Annotated in this window: 15 protein-coding genes; 14 read left to right on the forward strand and 1 reads right to left on the reverse strand. The window is 40.6% G+C overall.

Annotated elements, in window-relative coordinates:
* The first annotated feature begins 54 nt into the window (after positions 1-54).
* The 9 genes from aroA to GMD5S_RS0204495 all read left to right on the forward strand — a co-directional run bounded on the left by aroA (position 55) and on the right by GMD5S_RS0204495 (position 11,512).
* On the forward strand, positions 55-1,338 hold the full coding sequence (aroA, locus tag GMD5S_RS0204455) for a 3-phosphoshikimate 1-carboxyvinyltransferase (RefSeq protein WP_008292502.1): 1,284 nt from the start codon (positions 55-57) through the stop codon (positions 1,336-1,338).
* On the forward strand, positions 1,331-1,807 hold the full coding sequence (locus tag GMD5S_RS0204460) for a shikimate kinase (protein WP_001151358.1): 477 nt from the start codon (positions 1,331-1,333) through the stop codon (positions 1,805-1,807). Before aroA ends, GMD5S_RS0204460 begins: the two co-directional genes overlap by 8 nt.
* The gene (gene pheA, locus GMD5S_RS0204465; protein ID WP_000686435.1) at positions 1,804-2,652 is read left to right on the forward strand and encodes a prephenate dehydratase; all 849 of its coding nucleotides are present in this window, start codon (positions 1,804-1,806) and stop codon (positions 2,650-2,652) included. The genes GMD5S_RS0204460 and pheA overlap by 4 nt, the downstream gene beginning before the upstream one ends.
* The gene (locus GMD5S_RS0204470; protein ID WP_000032324.1) at positions 2,649-3,944 is read left to right on the forward strand and encodes an LCP family protein; all 1,296 of its coding nucleotides are present in this window, start codon (positions 2,649-2,651) and stop codon (positions 3,942-3,944) included. Before pheA ends, GMD5S_RS0204470 begins: the two co-directional genes overlap by 4 nt.
* A gap of 143 nt (positions 3,945-4,087) precedes the next feature.
* Positions 4,088-4,924 carry a LicD family protein gene (locus GMD5S_RS0204475; protein WP_001281444.1) on the forward strand — a complete coding sequence of 279 codons (837 nt, stop codon included), beginning with the start codon at positions 4,088-4,090 and terminating at the stop codon, positions 4,922-4,924.
* Entirely contained in the window at positions 4,921-5,889 is a 969-nt protein-coding gene (locus tag GMD5S_RS0204480) for a glycosyltransferase family 2 protein (RefSeq protein WP_000971798.1), read from the forward strand. The genes GMD5S_RS0204475 and GMD5S_RS0204480 overlap by 4 nt, the downstream gene beginning before the upstream one ends.
* Positions 5,890-5,910: 21 nt before the next feature.
* Positions 5,911-8,070, forward strand: coding sequence for a LicD family protein (locus GMD5S_RS0204485; RefSeq protein WP_001011688.1), 2,160 nt, complete (start codon positions 5,911-5,913; stop codon positions 8,068-8,070).
* Between the two features lie 57 nt (positions 8,071-8,127).
* A complete protein-coding gene (locus tag GMD5S_RS0204490) occupies positions 8,128-8,940 on the forward strand; it encodes a LicD family protein (RefSeq protein WP_008292505.1) in 813 nt (270 codons plus the stop codon).
* Between the two features lie 43 nt (positions 8,941-8,983).
* Entirely contained in the window at positions 8,984-11,512 is a 2,529-nt protein-coding gene (locus GMD5S_RS0204495; RefSeq protein WP_000792505.1) for an MBL fold metallo-hydrolase, read from the forward strand.
* 46 nt (positions 11,513-11,558) lie between these two features.
* Here GMD5S_RS0204495 and GMD5S_RS0204500 read toward each other — a convergent pair whose 3' ends face one another.
* Positions 11,559-13,037, reverse strand: coding sequence for an oligosaccharide flippase family protein (locus tag GMD5S_RS0204500; RefSeq protein ID WP_000789711.1), 1,479 nt, complete (start codon positions 13,035-13,037; stop codon positions 11,559-11,561).
* Positions 13,038-13,159: 122 nt separating this feature from the next.
* Between GMD5S_RS0204500 and mecA the strand changes: the two genes are divergently transcribed.
* From mecA to GMD5S_RS0204530, 5 genes are all read left to right on the forward strand, one after another.
* Complete coding sequence (gene mecA / locus GMD5S_RS0204505; protein WP_000782699.1) at positions 13,160-13,900, forward strand: adaptor protein MecA; 741 nt, start codon at positions 13,160-13,162, stop codon at positions 13,898-13,900.
* A gap of 147 nt (positions 13,901-14,047) precedes the next feature.
* Positions 14,048-15,334 carry a homoserine dehydrogenase gene (locus GMD5S_RS0204510; protein WP_000216361.1) on the forward strand — a complete coding sequence of 429 codons (1,287 nt, stop codon included), beginning with the start codon at positions 14,048-14,050 and terminating at the stop codon, positions 15,332-15,334.
* Between the two features lies 1 nt (position 15,335).
* On the forward strand, positions 15,336-16,205 hold the full coding sequence (gene thrB, locus GMD5S_RS0204515) for a homoserine kinase (protein WP_000692419.1): 870 nt from the start codon (positions 15,336-15,338) through the stop codon (positions 16,203-16,205).
* Positions 16,206-16,465: 260 nt separating this feature from the next.
* A complete protein-coding gene (msrB, locus tag GMD5S_RS0204525; RefSeq protein WP_000818177.1) occupies positions 16,466-17,404 on the forward strand; it encodes a peptide-methionine (R)-S-oxide reductase MsrB in 939 nt (312 codons plus the stop codon).
* 59 nt (positions 17,405-17,463) lie between these two features.
* Positions 17,464-19,188: an ABC transporter ATP-binding protein gene (locus GMD5S_RS0204530; RefSeq protein ID WP_000681722.1), complete on the forward strand. Its 1,725-nt coding sequence runs from the start codon at positions 17,464-17,466 to the stop codon at positions 19,186-19,188.

The raw sequence follows: 19,188 nt of genomic DNA on the forward strand, positions 1-19,188 counted from the left end.
TTCTGGCCTTTTTGTGATAAAATAAGAAAAAGTATTGCAAGTATGAGGTCAACTATGAAACTAAAAACAAACATTCGCCACTTACATGGCAGTATCCGGGTTCCAGGTGACAAGTCTATCAGTCACCGTTCGATTATTTTTGGAAGTTTGGCTGAGGGAGAAACCAAGGTATATGATATTCTGCGTGGAGAGGATGTGCTCTCAACCATGCAGGTTTTTCGTGACCTTGGTGTTGAAATTGAGGATAAAGATGGGGTTATTACTATTCAAGGTGTTGGCATGGATGGCTTAAAAGCGCCACAAAATGCCTTGGATATGGGAAATTCTGGCACCTCGATTCGCCTGATCTCAGGTGTACTTGCTGGTGCAGACTTCGAAGTAGAGATGTTTGGAGATGATAGTCTTTCTAAACGTCCTATGGATCGCGTGACGATTCCACTGAAAAAAATGGGCGTTAGCATTTCAGGGCAAACCGAGCGAGACCTGCCCCCTCTTCACCTAAAAGGGACGAAAAACCTTACACCTATTGACTATGAATTGCCAATCGCCTCTGCTCAAGTCAAGTCTGCCTTGATGTTTGCGGCTTTGCAGGCTCAGGGGGAGTCCGTTATTATCGAGAAAGAATGTACTCGTAACCACACCGAAGATATGCTGCAGCAATTTGGTGGTCAATTAAGTGTGGACGGAAAGAAAATCACAGTCCAAGGGCCGCAAAAACTGATCGGACAAAAGGTAGTTGTTCCAGGAGATATTTCCAGTGCAGCCTTTTGGTTGGTCGCAGGTTTGATTGTTCCAAACTCTCGTGTGGTGCTGCAGAATGTGGGCATCAACGAAACGCGTACTGGTATTATTGATGTCATTCGTGCCATGGGTGGAAAACTAGAAATAACTGATATCGATCCAGTCGCAAAATCTGCAACCCTAACTGTCGAGTCCTCTGACTTGAAAGGAACAGAGATTGGTGGAGCCTTGATTCCCCGCTTGATTGATGAATTGCCTATTATTGCCCTTCTAGCGACACAAGCGCAAGGTGTAACGATCATTAAGGATGCTGAGGAACTCAAGGTCAAGGAAACAGACCGCATTCAGGTGGTGGCAGATGCCTTAAATAGCATGGGAGCGGACATCACTCCTACAGCAGACGGGATGATTATCAAAGGGAAATCAAGACTTCATGGCGCTAGAGTCAATACGTTTGGTGACCATCGAATTGGAATGATGACAGCCATCGCAGCCCTCTTGGTTGCGGATGGAGAAGTGGAACTTGATCGTGCTGAAACCATCAATACCAGCTATCCTAGCTTCTTTGATGATTTGGAGAGCTTGATTCATGGCTAAGGTATTACTCGGATTTATGGGGGCTGGCAAGTCGACAATCGCTAGAGGCTTGGACCCAGACTATATCGATATGGATGCCTTAATCGAGGAACGCTTGGGCATGTCTATTGCGGATTTCTTCGCTGAAAAAGGAGAAGTGGCCTTTCGTCAAGTCGAGTCAGAAGTCCTAGCTGACTTACTAAAAACGGACCGAGTTGTGTCAACTGGCGGAGGGGTTGTCATTTCTCGAAGAAATCGTGACTTGCTCAAAACCAATCCTGATAACATCTACCTAAAAGCAGATTTTGAAACCCTCTACCAACGTATCGTAGGTGATAAAGACAATCAGCGCCCGCTCTTTCTTAACAAAAGTAAGGAAGAATTGGCAACTATTTTCCAAGAAAGACAAGCTTGGTATGAGGAAGTAGCCAGTCGGGTTTTGGATGTGACCAAGTTAAGCCCAGAGGAAATTATAGAGGAACTGAGATGAAAATTGCCTATCTAGGTCCCAAGGGATCTTTTTCGCATCATGTTGTGCAGACAGCCTTTCCCAAAGAGCAATTGCAGGCTTTTGCCAATATCACTGATGTCATCAAGGCCTATGAACAGGGCTTGGTGGACTATTCTGTGGTGCCAGTTGAAAATTCTATTGAGGGTAGCGTTCATGAAAGTTTGGATTATCTTTTTCATCAGGCTCGCATCCAAGCAGTTGCAGAAATCGTTCAGCCCATTCACCAGCAGTTGATGGTGGTTCCAGGTCAGTCAAAAATTGAGAAAATTTTTTCTCATCCTCAGGCTCTGGCTCAAGGAAAGAAATTCATCGACAAACACTATCCAGAGGCTAAAATCGAGGTAACCGCCAGTACCGCCTATGCGGCCCGCTTTATTTCGGAACATCCAGATCAGCCTTATGCAGCCATTGCTCCTAGAAGTTCAGCTGAAGAATATGGCTTGGAATTGATTGCAGAGGATATTCAGGAAATGGAAGCCAATTTCACACGTTTTTGGGTGTTAGGGGCAGAGATACCGAAGATTCCTTTGAACTCACAAGCTGAAAAAATGAGTTTGGCCTTGACCTTACCAGACAACCTACCTGGTGCTCTTTACAAGGCACTTTCGACCTTTGCTTGGAGAGGGATTGACTTAACAAAGATTGAAAGTCGCCCCCTTAAAACAGCCTTGGGAGAATACTTTTTCATTATCGATGTAGACTATAGTGACAAAGAACTGGTTCATTTTGCAAGACAAGAACTAGAAGCTATTGGAATCCAGCACAAGATCCTGGGAACCTACCCGATTTTTACCATAACTGATATAGAAAAGGAGAGTCAATGAGCAAAGAAAATCCTTTAAGTCATCACGAGCAGTTACGTTATGACTATCTCTTCAAAAATATTCATTACCTCAACGACCGTGAACGGAGGGAGTTTGATTATCTGCAACAGAAAATGGCAGGTCCCAAGTCGGAAGTTCACCATTTCTACCAAGAAGAAAAAGAAGAATCTTGGGGTAGAGATATTGATCTTCCGACTTATGGCAGTAGAAGTCGATCTAAGAAACGTGAAAAGGTAACTCCTCAACCTAAAGTCAAAAAGAAAAAAAGAAGAATTCGCTTCAAACGAATACTGACTTGGTTCCTGCTGTTGATTACTTGTGTGCTTGCAGGGATGATTTTCATGTTTCTTCGAGGGTTCCAGTCAGCAGCCAATCCAACAAATAAACCAGCTTACGCCAAGGCAGCTCAAGTAGAGGTCTTTAACGGTCAGGATACCAAAGATGGTGTGAATATCCTAGTCATGGGGACAGATGGCCGTATCGGTCAAAATAGTGCGGAAACCCGTACTGACACGATCATGGTACTGAATGTCAGTGGATCGGATAAGAAGATTAAACTAGTCAGCTTTATGCGTGACAATTTAGTTTATATCGACGGGTATAGTAAGATTGTAAATGGCCAGAAACAGACGGATAACAAACTAAATGTTGCTTATGAACTTGGGGAACAAGAAGGGCAAAAAGGTGCTGAAATGGTCCGCAAGGTTCTAAAAGATAACTTTGATTTGGATATTAAGTACTATGCCCTGGTCGACTTCCAGGCCTTTGCAACAGCTATTGATACCCTCTTCCCTGACGGAGTAACGATTGATGCCCAATTCTCAACATTGAATGGTCAACCTTTAACAGAAGCGACAGTTGGAGATGACCTTCATGCAACAGAGACAGAGTCCCCAACTCAAACCATTAAAGTTGGAAAACAGCAGATGAATGGCTCCACCTTGCTGAACTATGCTCGCTTCCGTGATGATGATGAGGGAGACTATGGCCGTACCAAACGTCAGCAACAAGTCATGTCAGCAGTTCTTGAGCAAATCAAAGATCCAACCAAGCTCTTTACGGGATCAGAGGCACTTGGAAAAGTCTTTGCGATGACTTCGACCAATTTACCGTATAGCTTCTTGTTGACCAATGGTTTATCTGTCATTGAAGGCGCTCAGAATGGTATCGAAAGATTAACTGTTCCCGAACTTGGTGACTGGGTAGATGCTTATGATATCTATGGTGGACAAGGACTTCTAGTTGATCAAAATAAATACCAGACCAAACTCGCCCAAATGGGAATGAGATAGAATACTATAAAAAAATCAAAGTTTGAATTACTAGTGAAAAAGTGGTTTAGGCTTTGATTTTTCTTAGTATCTGATGGATTTTTAGGGCTTTTTTATGGTATAATAAAACGATATAACTCGTTATTGGACAGAAGAGGAGAGACATGAGTGATTTGAAAGCGATTCAGGCTCGTAGTCTGGAAATGGCTGAATATTTCGTCGCATTTTGTAAAGAACATGATTTGTTGTGCTATCTCTGTGGTGGAGGAGCCATTGGCGCCCTTCGTAATAAGGGCTTCATTCCTTGGGATGATGATCTAGACTTTTTCATGCCACGTAAGGACTATGAAAAATTAGCAGAACTGTGGCCACGTTATGCAGACGAGCGTTATTTCTTGTCAAAGAGTAACAAAGATTTTGTAGACCGTAACCTTTTTATTACCATTCGTGACAAGGAAACTACTTGTATCAAGCCTTATCAAAAGGATTTGGATTTGCCACACGGTTTGGCCTTGGACGTTTTACCATTGGATTATTATCCTAAAAATCCAGCTGAGCGTAAGAAACAGGTTCGTTGGGCCCTGATTTATTCACTCTTTTGTGCGCAAACTATCCCAGAAAAGCATGGTGCGGTCATGAAATGGGGAAGTCGCATCTTACTCGGCCTGACTCCAAAATCTCTACGTTATCGCATTTGGAAAAAAGCTGAAAAAGAAATGACCAAGTATGGTCTGGCTGAGAGCGATGGAATTACGGAATTATGCTCAGGTCCCGGCTACATGCGAAACAAATACCCAATCGCATCCTTTGAGGACAATCTTTTCTTGCCATTTGAAGGAACTGAGATGCCCATCCCAGTCGGCTATGATGCCTATCTCAGCACTGCTTTTGGGGACTATATGACACCGCCACCAGCAGACAAGCAAGTACCGCATCATGATGCTATTATAGCAGACATGGACAAGAGCTACACAGAGTACAAGGGAGAATATGGAGCATGATGGGAGAAAAAATAAGCGTTATCGTTCCGGTCTACAATGTAGAAGCCTATCTGGAGCGATGTGTGGAGTCGATTCTTCAACAGACTTATGCCCATTTTGAGTTAATCCTAATCAACGATGGTTCTACTGATTCTAGTGGACAGATCTGTGATCACTTAGCATCTCAGTATGAGAATATCAAGGTTTATCATATCGAAAATTCTGGTGTTTCAAATGCTAGAAATATGGGAATTCAGCTAGCGACGGGTTCTTGGGTTACCTTTATTGATAGCGATGATTTCGTTACCCAGGATTACCTAGCTACTTTAGCAAGTGCAGTTGAAGGGGTGAATGTAGGCTTTGCAATTGCTCCTCTGCACCATATCAAAAACGGCATTGTAACTGATATACCTTCACATTCTGGAAAAACAGAACTCTGGTCAACAGAAGAAACCATGAAGGAACTACTGATGACTACCAGAACGTCATTTTTTCCAGTTGCAAAACTGTTTAAGAGAGACCTGCTTGCGGATGAAAAGTTTAATACAAATTATCACCTAGCTGAAGATGCCTTATTTTTAACTGAATTGCTACTAAAGACAAGATGTAGTTGCGTCTTTATTGACAAACCTGTTTATTATTATGATCATCGTGAGGGAAGTGCAACAACATCTGTTAATCGATATGTATTTGACACAATAGAAGTTTATCAGCAAATAATTGCTCAAGTTTCACAAGCCTTTCCTAATTTGAAATACGAATTAATAAACAGAGAATGTTGGTCGTACATCACAGTTTACGATAAAATTATCTTTACTTCACGTGAAGAGTATCAAAAGGAGAAAGCCGAGCTGAGGAATTGGATTGTTCAGCATCGACGCGAAATATGGAAGGATGCTTATTTCACTACTTTTCGCAAGGTAGCGATCCTTTCACTTGTCATTTCTCCATGGCTATATAAGAAAATTGTTGGATTAAAAAACTAATATCATGAGAAGGAGTTGAAAATGAATTTTTCAAAAATGGATGAATACTTTGAAAAATCAAAACTATGGATTGCGTATCTATTTGTTTTTATTTCGATTTTAAGTATGAGTTCACTGGTTTATAAGATAGCAAATCCCCTCTACAAGGGATTATCAGCGATTGTGGTGCTTTATATTTGCTATACCTTATTGTTTAAGTGGAAAGAAATCACAGTAGATCGCAAATTTCTATCCTTATTTGGACTCTTAGCTGGAAGTCATCTGCTATCAGCTATTTTCAATCGCTCTGGACATTTGATTGGAAATGTGATTGAAATCCTCTTCATGGTAACCTATGTTTTATTATTTACCATGTTACAATCAGGGCAACTTAAAAAATTAGTTGACTGGATTGCTTATACGGTTCAAATTGTATCTTTTTCTTCAGCAATTTTTGCGTTTGGTTTATTGGTAAGTAGAGTCCTTATCCTATTTAAGATTGGCGAACAATCTTATTACTATGGTGTCATGAATGGCCGTCTGTGGGGGATTGTCAATCCAAATGCTAGTGCGATATTTTCATACATTAGCATTATTTTGGCCATGTATTTGATCCATAAAGGAAGTAAATATTCTGTTTATCTTAAACTGAACAATGTGATTCAATTAGTTTACTTCGCTACGATGCAAAGTCGAGGAGCCTTACTTTCTTTACTTCTCATGATTGGACTCTATAGTTTCTTTGCTACTAGAGGAAGTATCGTTAAACGATTCCTCACTTTTATAGTTGTTGGTTTGCTGATTACTGCAACTAATATTGGATTAAGCTATATAACTTCAATCTATATCTCATCTGAAACTGCGACTGTCTTAGATTTAAACAATGGACAATCCTATGCTGAGACAGATTCGTCTGTTACTAAGAAGAACGGTGAGCTCCATCTGATTGAAACAACACCAAGTGGTAGAACCTATATCTGGAAAAATGCCATCAAGATGGGAAGTGCCAAACCAATTTTTGGTTATGGTGTACGAAATGTTCCAGATTACTACACAGAATATTTCAGTAAATTTGAGATTCAAAACTCCCTTATCGGTGGGAATTTCCATAACATTTTTGTGACCATATTTGTCAGTTCGGGAGTTCTAGGTTTGGTATCCTTCCTTCTTGTACTGGCTTATGTCATCAAGCGCTTTTTAACGTATTTGATTGTTTCCAAGAAACATACTGATAAATTGATCATGATCCTTTTCTTTGGTATCTTGTTTGGTCAATTATTTGAAAGTCAGATTATGTATTCAACCAACTTTATTAATATCATCTTCTGGCTAGCGATTGGCTATGGACTCGTAGTCTGCAAACGGGATGAAGGAGTTCGGTACCAAGAAGTAACAGATGTCAATGAAATTCAACAGATGGAACTTGGAATCATGGAGTATATTCATGAAGTTTGTCAGAAAATTGGAGTCAAGTATTTCTTAGCATATGGAAGTCTAATTGGTGCTGTTCGCCATCAAGGATTTATCCCTTGGGATGATGACATGGATATCTGCATGTTACGAGAAGATTATGAAAAATTGCAAGACTACCTTATCGCTAACCCTGATGAACGTTACGAGGTCATGTCTTATAAAAATAATCTCAACTATGTCTATCCCTTCATGAAAGTGCAGGATAACCATACTTACTTGCTAGAAGAAGATGTTCGCATCGATTCGAATATGGGAATCTATGTAGATATTTTCCCTGTAGATGGCTACGAGGATGACGTAGAATTTAAAAACAAGATGACGAAACTGATAAAGAAACGTCAATTGAGTTGCTACACCTTTAAAGGCATTACCAATACGAAAAGTGTACTGAATTCGCTGCTACGCTATGTGTCAGTTATTATTTTCTATTTCACCAATACGAACAAATACGTTGCCCAGATTGAAGAGCTTGCAAAATCCCGTAAAGTCTCAGATTATGAGCAAGTGGATTATCTTATCTACAAGGATATGAACAAACCAGTGTGGAGACGTGAATGGCTGGAACAAGTTACTACTGGAATATTTGAAGGTAAGGAATTTACCATTCCGAAAAATTATCATGAAATTTTGACCTCAGACTACGGAGACTATATGCAATTGCCACCGGTTGAACAAAGAGTATCTCATCATGATTTTAAATTATGGAAGATTGTTAAAAGGTCTAAATGACGGGATTGGGATTAAGAAACGTTTAAAAATATAGTCAAATTTAGGAGAAAAGAACCTATGTCTGAAAGAACTTTAACTCTTGAAGAAATAAAGCAAGTAGAATTGGATATTTTAAAGTATCTACATGATCTTTGTGAACAACATCAAATCAAATACTTTATTGATTTTGGAACCTTACTAGGAGCTGTACGCCATAAAGGATTTATCCCTTGGGATGATGATACAGATATTTCCTTGGCGCGTGATGAATTTGAAAAACTGTACAAGGTTTTACAAAATGAAAATCATCCCTACTACAAATTGATTTCATTCAGAGAAACAAAGGGATATCCATACAGTTATATGAGAGTCTATGATGTAAGGACTCGTCGAGATGCTAACCTCGTAGACCCAACGGTCGTATTGGGAACTTGCGTTGACATTTTTCCATATGATGGTGTCGTCACAGAGGAAAGTGACCGTAAAAAAATGAAGCTCTACAAATATTTCATTCGCCTTTCTTCTTTGAATTTTAAAGGGATCAAGTCTGAGAATGGTGGACTTAAAAACCTCCCTCGTTATATGGGATCAGCTATTTTCCGCTTAACTTCCCCACAGCTATGGAATCAAAAATTAGAGAGCCTTGCTTTGAAGTATAGTGTAGATCAAGCAACAGATCTTACTTGTACTATCTATGACCCTTATTATCCAAATGGTATAAAAAAAGAATGGCTCTATGATTTGATTGATATGCCTTATGAAAACATTGTGGTCAAGGTTCCGAGAAAATACCATGAAATACTTGTCTACGAATTTGGAGAAAACTATATGACTCCACCGCCTATTGAGCAACAAGTCCCAGGAGGGGATAAAAACTACTGGATTGATTAGATTAGTCAAAGTTGCTTATTGTTAAGATAAAGGAGTTTTCAAGGTGAAAAATAAATGGTTATTAAAATCAATTAGATATAGTGTTCTCGCATTCTTTCTATTATTGATTCAGTTATCGCAAGGAGTAGATGCAGATACCATCTCTGCAGGTTCGGGCAATCGTATCCATTTCATAAATACTAAAGCAAAATCTGGGAGTGACGCCATCCTTCTGGAAAGCAATGGTCACTATGCTTTGATTGATATGGGAGAAGACTATGATTTTCCTGATGGGAGTGACCCACGCTATCCAAGCCGCTGGGGAATTTCCATGAGAAATTATCAAGTATTGGAGGATCGATTGATTCGCCACTTGGATCAAATAGGTGTAAAAAAATTAGATTTTATTATAGGAACTCATGTTCATAGTGACCATATTGGTGGAGCGGACGAAATACTCAATCGATATCAGGTCGGTAAGTTTTATTTGAAAAAATATTCAGATGATCGGATCACTGCGAACTGGGGACTATGGGATAATCTTTTCAATTATGATAATGCTTTGAGAGCAGCTCAAAAACGAGGAGTTACTCTTATCCAGAATATTTCAGATGAGGATAGCCATCTAAAATTAGGTGATATGGATATCCAACTCTACAACTATAAGAATGAATATGATGCTGAAGGGAATCTGAAAAAAGTTCGAGATGATAACTCCAACTCCATTGTTTCAGTGGTGACTGTGGCAGGAAAGAGAATCTATCTTGGTGGAGATTTGGATAATGCCGAAGGAGCAGAAGATAAGTTAGGTCCAGTTATCGGCAAGGTTGATATGATGAAATGGAACCACCATTATGATGCGACAATTTCAAATACGATTAATTTCCTTGAAAACTTATCACCAAAAATGATTATTCAGACAACTGGTGGAGATATTAATGTTGCTTCAACCAGAGAATACCTTCAGAAGAAAAATATTCAGGTTCTTCATGCTGCTAGCCAAACTCAAGACGCTACCGTTTTTGATATTAGCGATAAAGGATTTGCTAATATTTCAAATACCTTCCCTGATATCCCTGTAGTTGACGAAAAATGGTATCAAGAAGATGGTTATTGGAAATATCGTTTGACTGACGGAGAAATGGCTATCGGCTGGAAAGAGATTGGCGGAGCCACATACTTCTTTAATGGAAAAGGACAAATGCAAGCAGGTCGCTGGCTTCACCTTAACGACGACTGGGGAGAAAATGCCAAAGGGAATGATTACTATCTGAACCAAAATGGTAAAATGCAAACTGGTGGTTGGTTCAAACTAGATGACTCTTGGTATTATATCCAATCAAATGGTGCTAGACGATTTAGCGAGCTCTCTGAAATTGGAGGGAAAAAGTATCTCTTTGCGGCAGATGGGAAGATGCTAACGGGACATCAAGTCTATAATGGCAAGAAGATGTTCTTTAGCGAAAGTGGTGCACTCCAAGCAGCAGGTAAGCCTTCAACTTGGCAAAAGATTGATTCAGATTGGTATTTCTATGATGAGGATGGGCTAAAGACTGTCGGTAAAAAGAATATCAATGGAAGCACGTACTACTTTAATCAAGAAGGTGTCATGCAAACTGGATGGGCCTTTGTTGATGGTCACTGGAACTATTTTGCAAGTTCTGGAGCTATGAAAACCGGCTGGGTCAAGGATCAGGAAACATGGTATTATCTGGATAAAGATGGCATCATGTTAACTGGTAGACAAGATATAAATGGTGTTCGTTACTATTTGAATGCTAGTGGTGCCATGCAGACTGGCTGGAAGTGGCAAGAAAATAGCTGGTACTTCTATACGAACTCAGGTGCTATGAAAACTGGTTGGTTGAAAGATAAAGAATCATGGTATTATTTGGATCCTGAAACAGGTATCATGGCTGTAGGATCTAAAGAGATTGACGGTAAGAACTATTTCTTCAGCTCTGCAGGTACTATGCAAGTTGGATGGCAGTGGTCAAATAATTCTTGGCATTACTACGCTACGTCTGGCGCACTCCAAACTGGTTGGTTGAAAGATGGTGATGCTTGGTATTATCTTGAAGGTAAGGAAGGCGTTATGTTAGTCGGCCTCCATCAAGTAGATGGTAAGCAATATTACTTTAGCAAATCTGGAGCTATGCAAACAAGCTGGAAATGGTTTGATAATCATTATCGTTACTTTGAATCAAATGGAGCTATGAAAACTGGCTGGATAAAATACAAAGGCGTCTGGTATTATCTAAATCCCGAAGATGGAATCATGTTGGTTGGCCTTCATAAAGTAAATGGTGATCATTATTACTTTGATGAATCAGGAGCTATGCAGACAGGTTGGAAACAGCTTGATGGTAATTGGTACTATTTCCAAGCTAATGGTTCTTTGTTGAAGAACGCAACAACACCTGATGGTTACAAAGTAAACGAAGAAGGTATCTGGAAACAGGCTGTTGCTGCTGTAAATAGCGAGGCAGTCAAGCCAGAACAGAAACAAGAAGCTAATTCCTCTATTGTTGAACAACCTAAACAAGATTCAAATCTAGAAGCCAACGCTTCTGAAAAGAAAGAAAACGAATAAAGAAAAAATCCCCTACTGGCAACTAATTTATCAGTAGGGGATTTTTTTAATTTCGTTTTAATTTAGCAAGTAAAAGGTTCAGTGCATAGTGGAGTGTTTTGTCTTTGGTAATAAAGAGGGTCAAGAGGTAATAGATACCACAAGTTGCCACGGTAGAAAGAACCATGAGAATCATATTAAAGTTTACTGTGTAGGAATTGATTTGGAAAATCATCTTGAAAATATAGAAGATTGGGATAAAACCAAGGGATATGAGGCTATAACGTGTTAAGGTTATAAAAATTTCTTTTAAACTAATCAGTTGGTGTTTCTTGATAAAATGAATTTCAAGTAAAACAACGATAGTTTCTGCGATAATGGTCGTAGCGATGTAATACTCAGGTGCAAAAATATTATTGAAATACAAGATGCTATTTAATAGTATATTGGCACCACCACCAAGGAAGTAGAAGGCAGTTAAGCGATTTTCATGGTCGTTGATAAAGATAATCTGTTTACCAAGAATCAACTCAATAGCCCAAATGATGGTACGAAAAGCGAAGACGCTAGTTACGATACCCGCTTCAAGATATTTTTCAGAAGAATAAATAACAGTTGCGTACCGTCCCAATATCATAATCCCGATACTAGTTGGAACCATAAGGAAATAGAATAGGGATGCCGCTTGATTCACGAGATAATTATAGGACTTGTAATCCTTTTTCCCGAGATAGTAGCCGAGGCGTGGAATACTGACGTTGATAGCTCCACTCAAGACACTGGCAATCAGCATGACGATACTATAGGCAATTGTATAGTAGGAAATATAGTTCTCATCCGGTCCCTTAGTGATAAACATTCTATCTAGCAGGGTATAAAGCATATTAGCGTTCGTTAAGAGAAGCATAGTAAAGAGTGGTTTAGAAGCTTTAGCTAATTCGACGAAACCGATCTTAACAAAAGAAACTTCTCTCTTAATCCAAAGAAAACTGAGCAGGTAGTTGAGGACAGTGGTCGCTGTCATAACGATAGCATAAGGAACGATATCATCTGCCGTTTTAACGAAGGCGAAGATAGCGACCAGCATGGTAATTCGAATAATTAATGTTTTATAGAGGATGAAGGCATAGTTTTCATAAGCTTCGTTCATCCATTCGATATTGAGAAATTGGAAGAGTGCTTGAGCCCCTAGGATGTAGTAGAGGACCTTCAGATTCTCAATGCTGGTGTCAAAGAAGATAATGAGGAAGTAGATACCTGTCGTCAGGAGAGAGGTAAAAACCGAGATATAAAACAACTTAGAAAAGACGTAGTTGATTTTATTCTTGTCATCCTTGACCTTACTGATAGCTCGAATCCCGTAGTTGTATATTCCAAAGGCAGCTAGTGGAATAACGAAACTTGCCCAGGTATTGGCTGTATTGAAATAACCGTAATTGGATTTGCTGAGAATCCGCGTCAGATAAGGATTGGTTATCAGTGGAAAAACGATATTGAGAATATTGACCAGCAAGCTGGCCAAGGCATTTACTTTTATATTTTTCATTGAACTTTCTTTCTTAAATCTAAAATCATATCTAGTATTATATCACATTCTCGCTTCATTCTTTTGATAAAATCGTAAAAATCTAGTATAATAGATAGACTGAAAGTATGAGGTTACTAGATATGAAGATGAAACAAATTAGTGATACAACACTAAAAATCACGATGACTTTAGATGATTTGATGGACCGAGGAATGGAGATTGCAGACTTTCTCGTTCCTCAGGAAAAAACTGAAGAGTTTTTCTATGCTATTTTAGATGAGTTAGAGATGCCAGACAATTTCTTGGATAGTGGCATGCTGAGTTTCCGCGTGACGCCAAAACCTGATAAGGTGGACGTCTTTGTGACCAAGTCCAAGATTGACCAGAATCTGGATTTTGAAGATTTGGCGGATCTACCAGATATGGAAGAATTAGCCCAAATGTCGCCAGATGAATTTCTCAAAACCTTGGAAAAGAGCATTGCAGATAAGACCAAGGACGATATTGAGGCCATCCAATCTCTAGAGCAGGTCGAGGCTAAGGAAGAGGAGCTGGAGCAAGCGAATAAGGAGACTGAGAATAAGAAAGAACCTTATATCTACTATATCCTGCGCTTTTCAAGCCTTGCTGACTTGGTTGCTTTTGCAAAGACGGTTAACTACCAGATGGAAACCTCTGAACTCTATAAGATGAATGGACACTATTATTTGACAATCTTAGTTGATGTAGAAAATCATCCAAGTCCATATCCAGCTTGGCTCTTGGCTCGTATGCGTGAGTTTGCAGATGACAGTGACATCAGTCGTTCCGTTTTGCAAGAGTATGGGCAAATCATGATCAATCACGATGCAGTTCTTAATCTGCAAAAGATTCGTTCATAATTTTTAAAATCAATTTTTATTTATCAAGAAAGACGAATCATGGGATTCGTTTTTTCTTTACTAGACTGAAATAGTGATTTACTATAATAGGAATTTTCACAAAATTCTGTTATAATGGCTATATCAGAAAATTTCTAGGAGACAAACATGACAGTTAAAATTGCTTTACTTGGATTTGGTACCGTTGCAAGTGGTGTGCCATTCCTCCTAAAGGAAAATGGAGAAAAAATCGTTCAGTCAGCTCATTCGGAGATTGAAGTAGCTAAGGTATTGGTCAAGGATGAAGATGAAAAGAACCGCTTGCTTGCAGCAGGAAATGACTTTAACTTTGTAACCAATGTAGACGATATTTTATCAGACAAGGACATTACTATTCTAGTGGAATTGATGGGGCGTATCGAACCAGCTAAAACCTTTATCACTCGTGCCTTGGAAGCTGGGAAACACGTTGTTACTGCCAACAAGGACCTTTTGGCTGTCCATGGTGCAGAATTGTTAGAAATTGCTAAAGAGCATAATGTAGCACTTTACTACGAAGCAGCAGTTGCTGGTGGTATTCCAATTCTTCGTACTTTGGCAAATTCGTTGGCTTCTGACAAAATTACGCGCGTTCTTGGCGTTGTTAATGGAACTTCCAACTTCATGATGACCAAGATGGTGGAAGAAGGCTGGTCTTACGATGATGCTCTGGCTGAAGCGCAAAGACTTGGATTTGCAGAAAGCGACCCTACAAATGACGTTGATGGGATTGATGCAGCCTACAAGATGGTGATTTTGAGCCAGTTTGCTTTTGGTATGAAGGTTGCCTTTGACGATGTAGCCCACAAGGGAATCCGTAACATCACACCAGAAGACGTAGCTGTAGCCCAAGACCTTGGCTATGTAGTGAAATTGGTTGGTTCTATCGAGGAAACTCCTTCAGGTATTGCTGCAGAAGTGACTCCAACTTTCCTTCCTAAAGCACATCCACTTGCCAGTGTGAATGGGGTAATGAACGCAGTCTTTGTGAAGTCTATAGGCATTGGTGAATCGATGTACTACGGACCAGGTGCGGGTCAAAAACCAACTGCGACAAGTGTTGTAGCAGATATTGTCCGTATCGTTCGTCGCTTGAATGATGGTACCATTGGTAAAGACTTCAACGAATACAGCCGTGATTTGGTCTTGGCAAATCCTGAAGATGTTAAAGCAAACTACTATTTCTCAATCTTGGCACCAGACTCAAAAGGTCAGGTCTTGAAATTGGCTGAGATTTTCAACGCTCAAGATATTTCCTTCAAGCAAATCCTCCAAGATGGCAAAGAGGGTGACAAAGCGCGTGTAGTGATTATCACTCATAAGATTAATAAAGCACAGCTTGAGAATGTTTCAGCTGAGTTGGCCAAAGCTTCAGAATTTGACCTCTTGAATACCTTCAAGGTGTTAGGAGAATAGGATGAAGATTATTGTACCTGCAACCAGTGCCAATATCGGGCCAGGTTTTGATTCGGTCGGTGTAGCTGTAACCAAGTATCTTCAAATTGAGGTCTGTGAAGAACGAGATGAGTGGTTGATTGAACACCAGATTGGCAAATGGATTCCCCATGACGAGCGTAATCTTTTGCTTAAGATTGCCTTGCAAATTGCGCCGGACTTGCAACCAAGACGCTTGAAAATGACCAGTGATGTTCCCTTGGCGCGTGGTTTGGGTTCTTCTAGCTCGGTTATCGTTGCTGGGATTGAACTAGCCAACCAATTAGGCAACCTCAACTTATCTAACCACGACAAATTGCAGTTGGCTACCAAGATTGAAGGACATCCTGACAATGTAGCTCCAGCAATTTACGGCAATCTCGTTATTGCAAGTTCTGTTGAAGGAAATGTTTCAGCGATTGTGGCTGACTTCCCAGAGTGTGATTTTCTAGCTTATATTCCCAACTATGAATTGCGTACCCGAGACAGCCGTGGTGTCCTTCCTAAGAAATTGTCCTACAAGGAAGCTGTTTCAGCTAGTTCGATCGCCAATGTGGCCGTTGCAGCCTTGTTAGCAGGAGATATGGTGACAGCTGGTCAAGCAATCGAGGGGGACCTCTTCCATGAGCGCTATCGTCAAAGTCTGGTCCGTGAATTTGCGACGATTAAGCAAGTAGCCAAAGAGAATGGTGCCTATGCGACCTACCTTTCTGGTGCCGGACCAACAGTGATGGTCTTGGCCTCTCATGACAAGATGCCGGCTATTAAGGCAGAATTGCAAAAGCAACCTTTCAAAGGCAAACTGCATGACTTGAAAGTTGATACGCAAGGTGTCCGTGTCGAAACAAAGTAAAGAAATAGAAGATAGGATGGGGAAAGTCTTGATTAAAGGGCTTCCTATCCTTTTTTTGAAAAGAAGTTTATACTCAATGAAAATCAAAGAGCAAACTAGGAAGCTAGCCGCAGGTTGCTCAAAACATGGTTTTGAGGTTATAGATGAAACTGACGAAGTTAGCTCAAAATACTGTTTTGAGGTTGCAGATGTAAGCTGACGTGCTTTGAAGAGATTTTCGAAGAGTATTAGTTTAAAAACTTGATAAAGGAGAAATAAAGATGGCAGAAATTTATCTAGCTGGTGGTTGTTTTTGGGGCCTAGAGGAGTATTTTTCCCGAATTGCTGGAGTGCTAGCAACCAGTGTCGGCTACGCTAATGGCCAAGTCGAAACGACCAATTACCAGTTGCTCAAGGAAACAGACCATGCAGAAACGGTTCAAGTAATTTATGATGAGAAAGCTGTGTCACTCAGAGAGATTTTGCTTTATTATTTCCGTGTTATTGATCCAGTGTCTATTAACCAGCAGGGGAATGACTGTGGTCGCCAATATCGAACGGGAATCTATTATCAGGATGAAGCAGACTTGCCAGCTATCTACACAGTGGTGCAGGAGCAGGAGCGCATGCTGGGTCGAAAGATTGCAGTAGAGGTGGAGAAACTTCGCCACTACATATTAGCAGAAGACTACCATCAAGACTATCTCAAGAAAAATCCTTCAGGTTATTGTCATATCGATGTGACCGATGCTGAGAAGCCATTGATTGACGCCTCAAACTATGAAAAGCCTAGTCAAGAGGTGTTAAAGGAAAGCTTAACTGAAGAGTCTTATCGTGTTACGCAAGAAGCTGCTACAGAGGCTCCATTTAGTAATGCTTATGACCAAACTTTTGAAGAGGGGATTTATGTAGACATCACGACAGGGGAGCCACTCTTTTTTGCTAAGGATAAGTTTGCCTCAGGTTGTGGTTGGCCAAGTTTTAGTCGTCCGATTTCTAAGGAGTTGATTCACTATTACAAGGACCTGAGCCATGGAATGGAGCGAATCGAGGTTCGTTCTCGCTCAGGCAATGCTCACTTGGGTCATGTTTTCACAGATGGACCTCAGGAGTTAGGTGGCCTCCGTTACTGTATTAATTCTGCTTCCTTACGCTTTATAGCCAAGGATGAGATGGAAAAAGCAGGATATGGCTATCTATTACCTTACTTAAACAAATAAAACTGAGAGGGTGGGGCTTCCCACTTTCTTCATTTCCAGAATAAGAATAGAAGGGATTTATGAAACACTTACTATCTTACTTCAAACCCTACATCAAAGAGTCGATTCTAGCACCCCTGTTCAAGCTGCTAGAAGCTGTTTTTGAACTCTTGGTTCCCATGGTGATTGCAGGGATTGTTGACCAGTCCTTGCCCCAGAGAGATCAAGGGCACCTTTGGATGCAGATTGGCCTGCTCCTTATCTTTGCAGTGATTGGCGTTTTAGTGGCCTTGGTAGCCCAGTTTTACTCAGCCAAGGCAGCGGTGGGTTTTGCCAAAGAACTGACAGACGACCTTTATCGTCATATTCTTTCCTTACCCAAGGACAGCAGAGATCGTTTGACAACTTCTAGCTTGGTGACTCGCTTGACTTCGGATACTTACCAGATTCAGACTGGTATCAATCAATTCCTGCGCCTCTTTTTGAGAGCGCCTATTATCGTTTTTGGAGCCATTTTTATGGCCTATCGCATCTCGGCTGAGCTGACTTTCTGGTTCTTAGTTATGGTTGTCATTTTGACGATTGTCATTGTCGGTCTCTCTCGACTGGTCAATCCTCTCTACAGCAGTCTCAGAAAGAAAACGGATCAGCTGGTTCAGGAAACGCGCCAGCAATTACAAGGCATGCGAGTTATTCGTGCTTTTGGTCAGGAAAAACGAGAGTTACAGATTTTTCAAACCCTTAACCAAGTTTATGCTAGATTGCAAGAAAAGACGGGTTTCTGGTCTAGTTTGTTAACACCTCTGACCTATCTGATTGTTAATGGAACTCTTCTCGTCATCATCTGGCAGGGCTATATTTCAATTCAAGGAGGTTTACTCAGTCAAGGTGCCCTCATTGCCCTCATCAACTATCTCTTGCAAATCTTGGTGGAATTGGTTAAGCTTGCCATGCTGATCAATTCCCTCAACCAGTCCTATATCTCAGCCAAGCGAATTGAGGAAGTTTTTACCGAAGCTCCAGAAGATATTTTTTCAGAATTAGAAGAAAAGCAAGCTACCGGTGATCGTGTTTTGCAAGTCAAAGAATTAACCTTTACCTATCCTGATGCGGCCCAGCCTTCTCTGAGAAACATTTCCTTTGATATGAATCAAGGGCAGATCCTTGGTATCATCGGGGGAACTGGTTCAGGTAAATCAAGCTTGGTGCAAGTCTTACTTGGTCTTTATCCAGCAGACAAGGGGAGCATTGACCTTTATCGAGATGGATGTAGTCCTCGTAATCTTGAGCAGTGGCGGTCTTGGATTGCCTATGTACCTCAAAAAGTCGAACTTTTTAAAGGAACTATTCGTTCCAACTTGACTCTAGGTTTCAATCGAGAAGTGTCTGACCAAGAACTTTGGCAGGCCTTGGAAATTGCGCAAGCTAAGGATTTTGTCAGTGAAAAGGAAGGACTTTTGGATGCCCTAGTTGAGGCAGGAGGACGAAATTTCTCAGGTGGACAAAAACAAAGGCTATCTATTGCCCGAGCAGTCTTGCGACAAGCTCCATTTCTCATCCTAGATGATGCGACCTCGGCCCTGGACACCATCACTGAGTCCAAGCTCTTGAAAGCTATCCGAGAGAATTTACCTAACACGAGCTTAATCTTGATTTCTCAACGAACGTCTACACTTCAGATGGCTGACCAGATTCTCCTCTTGGAAAAAGGTGAGTTACTAGCTGTTGGCAAGCACGAGGAATTAATGAAGACTAGCCAAGTCTATCGCGAAATCAATGCATCCCAACATGGAAAGGAGGACTAG

The organism is Streptococcus sp. GMD5S (assembly GCF_000298715.2).
Taxonomy (GTDB): domain Bacteria; phylum Bacillota; class Bacilli; order Lactobacillales; family Streptococcaceae; genus Streptococcus.